The organism is Cellulosimicrobium sp. SL-1 (genome assembly GCF_011033075.1).
GTDB classification, from domain to species: domain Bacteria; phylum Actinomycetota; class Actinomycetes; order Actinomycetales; family Cellulomonadaceae; genus Cellulosimicrobium; species Cellulosimicrobium funkei.
Map to the genome: position 1 here is coordinate 76,826 of NZ_JAACJC010000013.1, position 15,134 is coordinate 91,959.

A 15,134-nucleotide genomic window follows, 5' to 3' on the forward strand; every position below is an offset into this window, starting at 1 on the left:
CCGCCACAGCACGACATCGCACGACACCGCACGTCTCGACGCGCGGGCGACGACGCCCGCGCCGACCAGAGGAGCACCGATGCACCCCCGACCGACCGACGGCGTCCGCCGTCGACCCGGCGGCGTGGCCCGGCTGGCGGCCGTGGCGGCCGCCGCCGCGCTCGCCGTGACCGCGTGGGCACCGTCCGCCGTCGCGGCCGACGCCCTGCCCGCGCCCGTCCTCGACCTCGCGTTCGACGGCGACGTCGCCGACGCGAGCCCCCTCGCGCACCCCGTGGCCCTGCGCGGCCACACGGGCTCCGCGCCGACCGGCTTCTCCTACGTCGACGGCGTCGACGGGGCGGGGCAGGCCCTGCGCCTGAGCGGCAGCACGTACCTCGACCTCGGGTCGTCGACGGCGCTCCAGCCCGAGGACCTGACCCTCTCGTTCTGGGTGGAGCCCAGCGGGAAGCTGTCCGGGGAGCACGTCATCACGTGGAACAAGCGGGCCTACAACTCCGACGGCTGGTACCTGTCGTCCGAGTCGGACACGGTGCCGCTCGCGCTGTCGGTGGGGCCGGCGTCGGGCCAGCCGTACAAGGTGCGGGTCGCGAGCTCCGACCGCGCGGCGTTCTTCCCCGCGGACGAGTGGACGCACGTCGTCGTCACGTACGACCACGCGACGAAGGCCGTCGCGTTCTACCGCAACGGCGAGCAGGTCCCGTCGACGGTGGCCAGCGCGGTCGCCGGCGACGCGACGGGGGTCCTGGGCTCCGACCCGGCGCTGCCGAAGACGATCGGGTTCAACGGGCCCCAGTACAACGGCGCCTACCTCAAGGCCGCGCTGGACGACTACCGCCTGTACGACGCGGTGGCGGACCTGGGCGACGTCGTCGGGCTGTACGAGGAGAGCGGGCGCACGGTGGACCGCGACGCGATCGCGCAGGACGACGCCGACACGCTGTCCCTGCCGGAGCGCGCGACGGTCGCGCTCGTGCTCCCGGCGACCGGCTCGCGCGGGTCGACCGTGACGTGGCGGTCGTCGCATCCCGAGGTCGTCGCGACCGACGGGACCGTGGTCCGGCCCGCGATCGGGGAGGACGACGCGCACGTCACGCTGACCGCGACGGTGCGCTACCTCGACGGCGAGCCGGTGACGCGCGACCTCGAGGTCGTCGTGCCCGCGATCGTCGACGAGACGCCGCTCGAGGAGGCCGCGCTGCCGTCGGTGCTGCTCTCCGACGACTTCCTCCAGAACGCTGCCGCGAAGGAGCACGAGTACCTGCTGAGCCTGGACTCCGAGACGTTCCTCTACGAGTTCTACAAGGTCGGCGGGCTGACCCCGACCACGGCCGCCGGGTACGGCGGCTGGGAGCGCAGCAACGCCGTGAACTTCCGCGGCCACGCGTTCGGCCACTACCTCTCGGCGCTCGCGATGTCGTGGTCCTCGACGCAGGACGAGGCGACGAAGGACGCGCTGTTCACCGAGATCGAGGAGGGCGTGGGCGGGCTCGCGCGCGTGCAGGACGCGTACGCCGCCGCGCACCCCGGCTCGGCCGGGTACGTCTCCGCGTTCCGCGAGTCGATCCTCGACCAGGTGCAGGGCACCGGGACGTCGGACGAGAACGTCATCGTGCCCTGGTACAACCTGCACAAGGTGCTCGCCGGGCTGCTCGACGTCGCCGAGCACGTCGACGGCCCGGTCGGCGACCAGGCGCTCGCCGTCGCGACCGACTTCGGGCTCTACGTCCAGGGGCGCGTGGCGAAGCTGCCGAGCACCGACGTCATGCTCCGCACCGAGTACGGCGGCATGAACGAGGCGCTGTACGAGCTGTTCGACCTCACGGGCGACGTCCGGATCAAGGAGGCGGCCGAGGCGTTCGACGAGGTGACGTTCTTCCGTCAGCTCGCCGCGGGCCAGGACGTGCTGCCGGGCAAGCACGCCAACACGCAGATCCCCAAGCTGCTCGGCGCGCTCAAGCGCTACCAGGTGTTCACGCAGAACCCCGCCTACTACGACCTGCTCACGCCCGCCGAGAAGGACGAGCTGCCGATGTACCTCGCGGCGGCGGAGAACTTCTTCGACATCGTGGTGCGCGACCACACCTACGTCACCGGCGCGAACAGCCAGGCGGAGCACTTCCACGCGCCCGGGTCGCTGCACGAGCGCGCGGACGAGCAGGGCACCGCGCGCAACGCCGAGACGGCCGAGACGTGCAACGAGTACAACATGCTCAAGCTCGCGCGCGAGCTCTTCACCCTGAGCAAGGACGTGCGGTACGCGGACTACTACGAGAACGCGTTCATCAACACGATCCTCGCGTCGCAGAACCCGGAGACCGGGACGACGACGTACTTCAACCCCATGGCGTCGGGCTACCACCGCGTCTACAACCTGCCGTTCACCGAGTTCTGGTGCTGCACCGGGACAGGCATGGAGAGCTTCTCCAAGCTCGGCGACTCGATCTACTTCACCGGCCAGGGCTCGGTGTGGGTCAACATGTTCTTCTCCTCGACGGTCGAGCACGTGGAGCAGAACCTGCGGCTCACGCAGGAGGCGAACCTGCCGAACGAGGACACCGTGACCTTCCGCGTCGACGCGCTCGACGGCGGTGCGGTCGCCGAGGACGCGACGCTGCGCCTGCGCGTGCCGTCGTGGATCGCGGGCGAGCCCGCGGTCGAGGTGAACGGCGCCGCCGTCGAGCCGCACGCGTCGCGCGGGTACGTCGTGCTGCCCGTCGCCGCGGGCGACGTGGTCCGGTACACGATGCCGATGGCGGCGTCCGTCGTCGACACCCCGGACAACCCGTACTTCGTGGCCTTCCGGTACGGGCCCGTCGTCCTCTCCGCGAACCTCGGCGAGGTCCCCGAGCCGGCGTGGCAGGGCACGGGCATCCTCGTCCGCTCGTCCACGCGCGACGCCGACGCCCAGACGACGATCACGGCCGCGAACATGGGCGCCGACGAGTGGAAGGAGCGGATCGCGGAGAACCTCGTCCGCGTCGAGGACGACGCCGAGGGTCGGGTCCAGCTCGAGCTGCGGAACACCGCCGACGGCGGCGACCTCGTCTTCACGCCCCACCACACCAACTGGGACGTGACGTACGGGCTCTACCTCCACCTCGACGAGCCGGACTCGGCCGCGTCGCAGGAGCGCATCCTGCGCGCCAAGCAGGAGCTGCGCGACGCCGACCGCACCGTCGACAGCCTGACGAGCTTCGACAACAACAACTTCGAGAACGCGAAGAACCTCCAGCAGAGCGGGTCGTCGGTCGGGACGTTCTCCGGCCGTCAGTTCCGCCACGCGAACGGCACGGGCTGGTTCAGCTACGACCTCATGGTCGACCCGGCCTCGGCGTCGAACCACCTGGGCGTCACGCTCTACTCGGGCGACCAGGGCCGCGTGTTCGACCTGTACGTGAACGACGAGAAGCTGAAGACGATCACCACGGTCGCGAACGCCCCGACCAAGGACGAGCAGGGGTTCTACGTCGACACGACGCAGCTCCCGGCGAAGTACCTCGAGATCGGCGAGGGCACGCGCTGGAAGGTCGACAGCGCGGGGGAGTACGTGCTCGACGAGGACGGCGAGCGCATCCCCGTGGTCACCGTCCGCTTCCAGGCGACGGGCGGCTGGGCCGGAGGCGTGTTCGGCGTCCGGGTCGACCGCGCGGCGTCGTACGACGCGACGCCCGGGCTCGCGGCGCTCGCGTTCGACACCGGGTCGCTCGCCCCTGCGTTCGACCCGGCGGTGACGGACTACACCCTCACCGTCCCCGCGGGCACGACGAGCGTCGTGCTCGACGCCGACCCGCACGTGCCGAGCGGCCTGGTCCGCGTCGACGGCGTGCTCATCGACGACACGCAGGGTCGCGTCGTGCCGCTCCCGGCGGACGGGAGCGCCCGGACCGTGGAGGTCGTCGGCGTCGCGCAGGACCACGAGACCGCCACGACCTACCGGGTCGAGATCGTGCCGGGGGCGACGGCCGTCGTCCCGCTTGACGTCGAGGTCTCGTCGCGCTGCCTCGCCGGCAGGGCCTACGTGGCGGTCCGGGCGACGAACACAGGCGCCACGCCGGTGGACGTCACCCTGGCGACGCCGTACGGGGAGAGGTCGTCCACGGGCGTCGCCCCGGGCGCGAGCGCGTACCAGTCGTTCGCGTCGCGCGCGACGGCGGTCCCCGCCGGCACCGCGACGGTCACCGCGACGGCGGTGCTCGACGGCGCCCCGGTCACCACGAGGCACGACGTCGACATCGAGCCGCGCACCTGCGGCTGAGCGACCCGCGCGCCGCACCGGCGTCCTCGCGGTCGGTCCGACGGGCCGCGAGGACGCCGCACCACGGCGACGCGGCGTCAGTCGATATCGGTACCGACATCGATATCCCCGGCATGAACCCACGACAGCAGCAGGACCTCGACGAGGAGGAACGACATGAGCAGGCACCGGAGACGACGAGCCGCAGCGACGATCGTGGCGGGGGTGCTGGCGCTCGGGGCCGGCCTGCCCGCGGCGCACGCCACCGCGACGGCCGACGACGCGCCCCCGGCGGCGACCGCCCTCACCGGGCTGACCACGACGGACCGCGGCGACGGGACCTACGACGTCCCGCTCCTGCGCAGCGACGTCCCCGACATCAGCGTCACGCGCGTCCCCGCGGCCGAGAACGACGAGGGCCGCGACCTCTACTACATGATCAGCACGACGATGCACCTCGCGCCCGGCGCCCCGATCATGAAGTCGTACGACCTCGTGAGCTGGGAGATCGTCGGCTACGTCTACGACCGTCTCGGCGTCGGCGACGTGTCGTCGCTGCGCAACGGGAAGAACGGCTACGGCAACGGGCAGTGGGCGTCCTCGCTGCGCTACCGCGACGGCACGTTCTACGTGGTGTTCAACACCAACGACCTCGGGGGGTCGTACCTCTTCCGCACGGACGACGTCGAGCACGGCGCGTGGGAGCGCACCGCGCTCGGCCGGGGGTTCCACGACCCGTCGCTGTTCTTCGACGAGGCCGACGGGGGGACGCCCTACATCTTCTACGGCTCGGGCGCGACGAGCGCCGTCCGGCTGAACGACGACCTCACCGCGATCGAGGCGGACTTCCCGAACATCTTCCGCGCCGCGGACTACGCGGGCGAGCCGTTCGTCGGCGGGCTGTTCGAGGGCGCGCAGGTGCACTACATCGACGGCGAGTACTACGTCGCGATCATCACGTGGCCCAGCGGCCAGAACCGGCAGGAGGTGCTCTTCCGCTCGCCGCACCTGCTGGGCCGCTACGAGACCGCCGACGGCTCGAACCCGTACGAGGCGCGCAGCGCGCTGAACTCGGACGGCTTCGCGCAGGGCGGGCTGGTCGAGGTGCCCGACGGCGCGGGCGGCTACGAGTGGTGGGGGATGTTCTTCCGCGACACCTACCCTCTCGGCCGCATCCCCGCGCTCATCCCCGCGACGTGGGAGGACGGCTGGCCGACGTTCGGCGACGACGGCGTCGTCCGTGTCGGCGACACGTTCGCCAAGCCGATCGTGCTGGACCCGGCGACGGAGCGCCGGGAGCGGCTGAAGAGCATCGTCGCCTCCGACGACTTCGCGAACGACGCCGAGCACCGCGCGTTCAGCGACACCGTCTGGGAGGTCCCCGACGCGCCCACGTACGACGAGTCGCTGCTCGGCGTCGAGCTCGTCGCCAACCCGGGGTTCGAGGACGCCGGGACCGCCCCGTGGGCCGCGCAGTTCGGGGCGACGCTGTCGCGCGAGACGAGCGGCGCGGCGTCGGGCACGGGCGCGCTGCGCGTCGCGGGCCGGACGCTCAACGGCTCCGGGCCGAACCAGCAGCTCGGCGGGAAGATCCAGGCGGGCGTGACGTACGAGGTCTCGGCCCGGGTCCGCTACCTCTCCGGGCCCGCGCAGGTCCGCTTCAACCTCGTCGGCGACTGGGGCGCGGGCGTCACCACGCTCGCGTGGGCGAACGCCACGCCGGGGGAGTGGACGACCGTGCGGGGCACCTACACCGTCCCGCAGGACGCGGACGTCCGGACCTTCAAGCTCGCGGTCGAGACGCCGTGGGGCAACCCGCAGCCGCCGTCGTCGAGCGTCGAGTACCTGCTCGACGACGTGTCCGTGGTCGGCCGCGCGCCGGCCGTCGAGACGCCCACGCTCGAGGAGGTGTCGTACAACGGCTCGGACCTCGACCTCGCCTGGCAGTGGAACCACGCGCCGGACAACCGGTACTGGTCCCTCACCGAGCGCGAGGGCTGGCTGCGCCTGACCAACGGGCACGTCGTGACCGGCGAGGCGGAGTACACGAAGGCGCCCGGGCGCGACCTCACCTATCTCGAGGAGGCGCGCAACACGCTCGGTCAGCGCACCTTCGGGCCGACGGCCTCCGCGGAGACCCGCCTCGACGTGTCGGGGATGCTCGACGGCGACGTCGCCGGCCTGGCCGTCTACGGTCGCAGCTTCGCGTACGCGGGCGTCCAGCAGGTCGACGGCGAGCGCACGCTCGGCCTCGTCACGCGGCTCCAGCCGTTCACCGACACGATCGACCGCGAGGCGGTCGAGTCGTTCGTCCCCGGGTCGCAGGTCCCGCTCGGCGAGCGCACGGACGTGCACCTCAAGGCGGACGCGGACTTCGCCTCGCCGAACGGCCAGCTCTGGGTGCAGTACTCCTACAGCCTCGACGGGCGGACGTGGCAGCCGCTCGGGCCGCGCCAGGGGCCGCTCGTCATGGACTGGAGCCTGTCCCACTTCATGGGCTACCGGTTCGGCCTCTTCTCCTACGCCAAGGAGCAGACCGGCGGGCACGTCGACTTCGACCACTTCCTCCTCAGCGACGTGCTCGACGCCGACGGCGGCGCCGACCGGACGGCGCTCGACGCCGTCGTCGCCGAGGCCGAAGGGCTCGACCCGGCGGACCACACGGCCGAGTCGTGGGCCGCCGTCGAGCAGGCCCTCGCCTGGGCGCGGTCGACGACCGCGCCGTCGACGCAGAACCAGGCCGACGCCCCCGCGCGGGCGCTCGCGCTCGCCGTCGCGTCGCTGGAGCCGACGACGTCCCCGGACGTCGCGTTCGCGGCGGAGGCGAGCCTGCGCGCGCTCGCCGGCACCGACTACGTCGCCGTGCGCGTCGTGAACGAGGAGGACGTCCCGGTGGACGTGGTGGTCACCACGCCGTACGGCAGCCGCACGTTCGCCGACGTCCGACCGGGGGCGAGCGCCTACCAGGCGTTCCCGACGCGACGGCCGCATGCGCCGGCCGGGGAGGCCACCGTCACCGTCACGCGCTCGACCGACGCCGCGACGACGACCCGCACCGTGCCGTTCGGCCGCTGACCCGCGCCCGACCCGGCGGCCGCGCAGGCCGCGCCGGGTCGGGCGCGCGAGGAGGGAGGACGCAGGACGACGGCGGGGGACCGCCGTCGGGCACGACCGTCCGCGCGAGGCGCGCGGACGCGCAGGACACCCACATCGATCGAGGAGGATCCATGGACACGCACCACCGCAGACGACGTCGCCTGCGCGGCGCCGTCGCCGGGGCCGCGCTCGTGACGCTGCTCTCCGCGTCGCTCGCCGCGCTGCCGTCGTACGCCGCGGACGAGGAGCTGGTCGTCAACGGCGGCTTCGAGGACGGCACGACCGGCTGGTTCGTCAACAACGGCAACGCGACCGACAAGGCCGTGCTGTCGACCACCGACCAGGCGTTCGCGGGCGAGGCCGCTGCACTGACCACCGAGCGCGCGACGACCGGCTCCGGTCCGATGCAGGACCTCAGCGGCAAGGTCCGCGCGGGCGAGACGTACGAGCTCACCGCGAAGATCCGGTACGACGCCGCCGCAGCGCCGGCCACCAAGCAGTTCTTCGCCACGATGCACTACGGCGGCGGCACGTACACGAACCTGGTGAGCGTCACCGCGACCAAGGGCCAGTGGGCGACGTTCGACGGCCGGTTCACGATCCCGGCCGACCAGAACGTCGGCACCGCGCGGCTGTTCTTCGAGACGCCGTGGACGAGCAACCCGTCGGCCGACCCGGCGACGCACCTCATGGACTTCGTGCTCGACGACGTCTCCGTCGTCGGCGCGGCCCCGCCCGGACCACCCTCGAAGACGATCGAGGTGCTCGGCAAGCTGCCCGGCGAGCACAACCCGCTCATCTCCCACAAGTTCGGGGCCGACGGGTTCGGGTTCGTCGAGGACGGGCGCGTGTACATGTACATGACGAACGACACCCAGGGCTACGCGCCCGACCCGGTGACGGGCGTCTCGCCGCAGATCAACTACGGCAGCATCAACCAGATCACGCTCATCTCGTCCGAGGACCTCGTGAACTGGACGGACCACGGCGAGATCCAGGTCGCGGGGCCGCAGGGCGTCGCGCCCTTCACGAACAACTCGTGGGCGCCGGGCGTGGCGAAGAAGACGGTCGACGGCGTCGACAAGTACTTCCTCTACTACGCCAACGGCGGCGGGTCGTCGAACGTCATCACGGGCGCCTCGCCGCTCGGGCCGTGGACGAGCGAGCGCGACAGCACGCTCATCGACGGGCGCACCCCGGGCGCCGAGGCCGTGGCCTGGAAGTTCGACCCGGCGCCGCTCGTCACCGACGACGGCGCGTACCTCTACTTCGGCGGCGGCCCGGCGTCGACGTCGATGCCCGCGGCGGAGCGGTTCAACAACCCCAAGAACATCCGCGTCATCGAGCTCGGCGACGACATGGTCTCCACGCAGGGCACGGCGGCCGTCGTGGACGCGCCCGTGGCGTTCGAGGCGGCGCAGGTCTTCGAGCGCGACGGGAAGTACTACCTGTCGTACTCGTCGCACTTCGGCGGCAACGACTTCGGCGGCAACCAGGCCACGCTCCCGGGGTACCCGGGCGGCGGGCAGATCGGCTACATGATCTCCGACGACCCGATGTCGTTCCCCAAGGAGACGTACGCCGGCGTGATGTTCCCGAACCAGTCGCAGTTCTTCGGCGCGGGCACCGGCGGCAACAACCACCAGTCGGTGTTCGAGCTGGACGGCAAGTACTACTTCACGTACCACGCGCCCACGCTCAACAAGCGCATCAACGGCAGCACCACGCAGGGCTACCGCAGCCCGCACATCCAGGAGCTGACGTTCAACGCGGACGGCACGGTCCAGCAGGTCGTCGGCGACTACGCGGGCGTGGACCAGGTCAAGGACCTCGACCCGTTCCAGGTGCTCGAGGCGGAGACGTTCGCGTGGCAGCAGGGCCTCACGACCGCGAAGGTCGACGGCGGCTCGGCGCAGTTCGGCGACCAGGCGCCGAACCTCGTCGTCCGCGACGTCGACGCCGACGACTGGTCGGCGCTGTCGTCGGTCGACTTCAGCGACGGTGCCGCGAGCGTCACGGCGCGCGTGAAGCCGCTCGTCGAGGGCGCCACCGTCGAGGTGCGCCTCGACGACCGCGAGGGTGCGGTCGTCGGCACGCTCGACCTCGACACCCCCGTGGGCGAGTGGGCGGACGTGACCGCCGCCCTGGAGGGCGTGAGCGGCGTCCACGACGTGTACTTCACGTTCGCCGGCCCCGCGGGCGTCGACCTCGTCGAGGTGGACACGTGGGAGTTCGCGGCCGAGGCCGCCGGCCCGGCCGTCGAGCTCGACGTGACCGCGTCCGCACGCTGCCTCGCGGGCAAGGCCTACGTGGCGGTGCGCGCGACGAACCTCGCCGACGTCGCGGCCGACGTCGAGCTCGTCACCCCGTTCGGCACGCGCGTCGTGCGCGACGTCGGGCCGGGGGCGAACGCGTACCAGTCGTTCGCCACGCGGTCCGGGTCGCTCGCGGCCGGGGTCGCGACCGCCACGGGCGCCGCGGTGCTCGACGGCGTCACGGTCGAGACCGCGCACGAGGCCGCCTACGGCGATCTCTCCTGCGGCTGACACCGGACGACCAGCACTGCCCGACGGCGGCCCGCACCCCACCCGGTGGTGCGGGCCGCCGTCGGCGTCCGGGTGCGCCCGGGAGTCCTCACGCGCTTTTCGACATCGTTGTCGGTCTCGGGGTCCCTAGGCATGTTTGCGTTCACATGTTAGCGTTCACACGCGCGTCCGACGGCGGACCCGCGACCGGCGCCGACGCCGGGCACGACGACGAGGAGTCACCGATGACCTCACGCCACGAACCACCCCCGACGCCCGCGGAGCCCCGCGCCCGACGCCGACGCCGCTCGCTCGCGGCGCTGCTCGGCCTCGCGCTCGTCGCCCCGCTCGCGCCCGTGGGCGCGGCGGCCGCCGGCCCGATGCCCGCGGCGCCCGCACCGGTCCCCGCCGCGGCCGAGCCGACCACGGACGGTCTGCGGCTCTGGCTCCCGCTCGACGAGACCGAGGGCGCCGTCGCGCACGACGCGTCGGGTCACGGCCTCGACGCCGCGCTCGTCGGCACGGGCGGCGGGTGGCGCGCGGGACAGGGCCTCACGTTCGGCGGCGCGAACCACGTGGACCTGCCCGACGACCTCCTGGCCGGCTACGACGCCGTGACGGTGAGCGCGGACGTGTGGGTCGACACGTCGCTGAGCGGCAACTACTTCTTCTACACCCTCGGCAACCCGGCGGTCGGCACCCCGCAGTCCGGGAACGGCTACCTGTTCTCGACGGGCAACGCGAACTACCGCGCGACGATCTCCGACCTCGCGTGGGGCCGCGAGCAGAACACGGCCAAGACCCCCGCGGGCGCCCTCGAGCGGGGCGTGTGGAAGACCGTCACCTACACGCTCGCGGGCGGCACGGCGCGGCTGTACGAGGACGGCACCCAGGTCGGGCAGAACACCGCGGTGACGATCACGCCCGGCGCGATCGGCGGCGGCACCACGACCGCGAACGCGCTCGGGAAGTCGGCTTACGCCGCCGACAACCTCTTCAAGGGGCGCATGAAGGACTTCCGGCTCTACGACCGCGCGCTCACCGCGCAGGAGGTCGCCGACCTCGCGTCGGACGCCGCGCAGGACGCCGTCACGGCCGACGCCGCCGCGCTCGACCTGGGCGACACGAGCGCCGTCGGCACGGACCTCGTGCTCCCCGCGAAGGGCGTCGGTGGCTCCGCCGTCGCGTGGTCGAGCTCCGACGCGGGCGTCGTCTCGGCGAGCGGCGCGGTGACGCGCCCCGCGGGCGACGAGCCGGCGACCGCGACGCTCACCGCCACGGTGACGTTGCGCGGCGCGACCGCGACCCGCACGTTCGACGTCACGGTCCTGCCGGGCGACGGCGACCAGGCGAAGGCCGACGCCGCGGCCGCCGCGCTCGAGGTGACGAACCTCGACGACGTGCGCGGCAACCTCACGCTGCCCACCACGGGGCTGCACGGCGCGAGCGTGACGTGGGAGTCGTCGTCGGGCACGATCACCCCGACGGGCGAGGTGACGCGCCCGGCGCACGGCGAGGACGCCGAGACCGTGGCCCTCACCGCGACGGTGACGGTCGGCGCGGCCACCGCGACGCGCGAGCTCGCGGCGCACGTGCCGCCGCTGCCCGAGCAGGAGGACCTCGCGGGCTACCTGTTCTCCTACTTCGTGGGCGAGGGCACCGCCACGGGCGAGCAGGTCTACTTCGGGCTCAGCCAGGGCAACGACCCGCTGAAGTACCAGAACCTCAACGACAACCAGCCCGTCCTCACGTCGGAGCTGGGGGAGAAGGGCCTGCGGGACCCGTTCGTCATCCGCTCGCCCGAGGGCGACAAGTTCTACCAGATCGCCACCGACCTCAAGATCTACGGCAACGGGAACTGGGACGCGTCCCAGCGCACCGGCTCGAAGTCGATCATGGTGTGGGAGTCCACGGACCTCGTGAACTGGACCGACCAGCGCCTCGTGCAGGTCTCGCCCGACACCGCGGGCAACACGTGGGCGCCGGAGGCGTACTACGACGAGACGATCGGCGCGTACGTCGTGTTCTGGGCCTCGAAGCTCTACGCGGAGGACGACCCGGACCACACCGGCAACACCTACAACCGGATGATGTACGCCACGACGCGCGACTTCGTGACGTTCAGCGAGGCGCAGGTGTGGGTCGACCCGGGCTACTCGGTCATCGACTCGACCGTGACGCAGCACGACGGCCAGTACTACCGGTTCACCAAGGACGAGCGGAACAACACGTCGTCCACGCCGTGCTCCAAGTTCATCCTCGCGGAGAAGGCGGCCGAGCTGCGCTCGACGGACTACGACTTCATCACCGACTGCATCGGCAAGGCGAACTCGCTCGGCGGCGGGATCAACCAGGGCGAGGGCCCGACGATCTTCAAGTCGAACACCGAGGAGAAGTGGTACCTCTTCATCGACGAGTTCGGCGGCCGCGGCTACGTGCCGTTCGAGTCGACCTCGCTCGACGCGGCCGAGTGGACCATGTCCACCGACTACGAGATGCCGTCGCGACCGCGCCACGGCACGGTGCTCCCCGTGACGCAGGCCGAGTACGACCGCCTGCTGCGCACGTACCAGCCCGACGCGTTCGTCGAGTCCGTCGAGGACGTCGCCGTGACCGTCCAGACCGGCTCCGCGCCGGTGCTGCCCGCGAGCGTCACGGCGCGCTTCGCCGACGGCTCCACGGGCTCGGCGGATGTCACGTGGGACGCGGTCGACCCGGCGTCGTACGCGCAGGCGGGCTCGTTCGAGGTGCTGGGCACGCTCGGCGGCGGGGTGAGCGTCCGCGCCCGCGCGGTCGTCACCGTGACCGACGACGTCGTCCCCGTCGAGGGCCTCAGCGTCACCCCCGAGTCGCTCGAGGTGGGCGTCGGCGGCACGCGGCAGCTCACCGCGACCGTCACGCCCGCGAACGCGACGGCGCGCGCGATCACGTGGGCGTCGGACGACGCGGACGTCGCCGCGGTCTCGGCCGACGGCGTCGTGACGGGCGTCGGCGAGGGCCACGCGCTCGTCACGGCGACGACCGCCGACGGGTCGCGCACCGCGTACGTGGCGGTCGAGGTGACGGCCGACGTGCCGGGCCTCGTGGTGCGGTACGCGTTCGACGAGACGAGCGGCACGGCGGCGGCGAACACCGCGCCCGGGTCGTCGTTCGGCCCGGCGACGCTGACCAACGGCGCGGCCTTCTCCGGCACCGGGGAGGGCGTCCGGCTCGACGGGACGGACGACTACGTCGACCTGCCCGACCACCTGCTCGCCGGGCTCACCGACGTCACGGTCGCGCTCGACGTCAAGGTCGCGACGGACCAGGCGACGCCGTACTTCGTCTACGGCCTCGGCAACACGAGCGGCACGGCGGGCGACGGGTACCTGTTCACCACGGGCAACGCGTACCGCACGTCGATCGCGACGGGGAACTGGACCACCGAGCAGACCGTCACGAAGAACGCGAACCTCCAGCGCGGGGTGTGGAAGCACCTCACGTACACCCTGTCCGGCACGACGGCCGTGCTCTACGAGGACGGCGTCGAGGTGGGCCGCCAGACCGGCGTCACCATCGACCCGAAGGACATCGGGAACGGCTCGACGCTCGCCAACTACATCGGCCGCTCCCTGTACTCGGGCGACCGCTACCTCAAGGGCTCGGTGCGCGACTTCCGGGTCTACGACCGTGCGCTCACGGCCGACGAGGTCTACCAGGTCGGGGCGGACCACACGGCCGTCACGGGCGCCGAGCTCGACGCGCTCAAGGTCCCCGCGATCGTCGACCGGGCGAGCTCGACCGTGACGCTCGCCGTCGTGCCGGGCACGGACGTCTCCGCGCTCGCGCCGGTCCTCACGGTCTCGCCGCGCGCGACCGTCACGCCCGGGAACGGCTCGGTGCAGGACCTCACGCAGCCCGTGGAGTACACCGTGACCGGGCCGGACGGGTCGTCGCGCACGTGGACGGTCCAGGCCAAGCAGATGGGCAGCCCGGTACTCCCCGGGACGTACGCCGACCCGAACATCGCGCAGTTCGGCGACACGTTCTACCTCTATGCCACGACCGACGGCACGCCGGGCTGGGGCGGCAAGGACTTCTACGTGTGGAAGTCCACCGACCTCGTGACGTGGGAGCGCTCGGAGCGGCCTTTCCTCACGCTCGACGGCGCGAACGGGAACGTCCCGTGGGCGACGGGCAACGCGTGGGCGCCCACGATCATCGAGCGGGACGGGAAGTACTGGTTCTACTTCTCGGGCCACAACCCGACGTACGACCGGAAGACGATCGGCGTCGCGGTGGCCGACAGCCCCGAGGGGCCGTTCACCGCGCAGCCGACGGCGATGATCACGAACGGCGAGGCGGTCACGTCCGGCCAGGCCATCGACCCGGCCGCGTTCCGCGACCCGGAGACCGGGAAGTACTGGCTCCTGTGGGGCAACGGCGGGCCGTCGAACGGCCCGGTCATGGCGGAGCTGGACGACGACATGACGTCGATCAAGCAGGACACGCTGCGACGCATCCCCGGCCTGACCGACTTCCGCGAGGGCCTGTTCCTCAACTACCGGGACGGCGTCTACCACCTCACGTACTCGATCGACGACACGGGCTCGGAGAACTACCGCGTCGGCTACGCGACGTCGGACAGCATCGACGGCCCGTGGACGTACCGCGGCGTGATCCTCGAGAAGGACGCCTCGCAGGGCATCCTCGGGACCGGGCACAGCTCGATCCTCAACGTCGAGGGCACCGACGACTGGTACATCGCCTACCACCGCTTCGCGATCCCCGGCGGCGACGGGACCCACCGCGAGACGACGATCGACCGCCTCACGTTCGGCGAGGACGGCCTCATCCAGAAGGTCGTGCCGACGCTCGAGAGCGTGGACCCGGTCGACGTCGCCCCCGCGCCCCGGGTCGAGCTGACCGTCGAGGCCACCCCGCGGTGCCTCGCGGGCAAGGTCTACGTCGCGGTGCGGGCGACGAACGCGGGCGACGTGCCCGCCGACGTCACCCTCACGACCCCGTACGGCACGAGGACGTTCGCGGGCGTCGCCCCGGGAGCGAACGCCTACCAGTCGTTCGCGACGAGGGCGACGTCGGTCCCGGCCGGCACCGTGACGGTCACCGGCACGGCCGTGCTCGACGGCACCCCGGTCACCACGCCCTACGACATCGCCTACGACGCCCACCCCTGCGGCTGACGACCCCCCCGAGGTAGAGCCCCGGTGAGCCGAGGTAGAGGCGTGGTCACGACCACGCCTCTACCTCGCGGGACCGGGGCTCTACCTCGCGAC

4 protein-coding genes are annotated in these 15,134 nt (G+C 72.1%); all 4 read left to right on the forward strand.

The window, feature by feature from the left end:
• The first annotated feature begins 79 nt into the window (after positions 1 to 79).
• Positions 80 to 4,258 carry a beta-L-arabinofuranosidase domain-containing protein gene (locus tag GWJ10_RS18515; protein ID WP_163188857.1) on the forward strand — a complete coding sequence of 1,393 codons (4,179 nt, stop codon included), beginning with the start codon at positions 80 to 82 and terminating at the stop codon, positions 4,256 to 4,258.
• A 156-nt stretch (positions 4,259 to 4,414) separates the two neighbouring features.
• On the forward strand, positions 4,415 to 7,312 hold the full coding sequence (locus tag GWJ10_RS18520) for a family 43 glycosylhydrolase (RefSeq protein ID WP_163188858.1): 2,898 nt from the start codon (positions 4,415 to 4,417) through the stop codon (positions 7,310 to 7,312).
• A gap of 152 nt (positions 7,313 to 7,464) precedes the next feature.
• Positions 7,465 to 9,879, forward strand: coding sequence for a family 43 glycosylhydrolase (locus tag GWJ10_RS18525; RefSeq protein ID WP_163188859.1), 2,415 nt, complete (start codon positions 7,465 to 7,467; stop codon positions 9,877 to 9,879).
• 224 nt (positions 9,880 to 10,103) lie between these two features.
• A complete protein-coding gene (locus tag GWJ10_RS19930; protein WP_163188860.1) occupies positions 10,104 to 15,041 on the forward strand; it encodes a family 43 glycosylhydrolase in 4,938 nt (1,645 codons plus the stop codon).
• Positions 15,042 to 15,134: the final 93 nt, after the last annotated feature.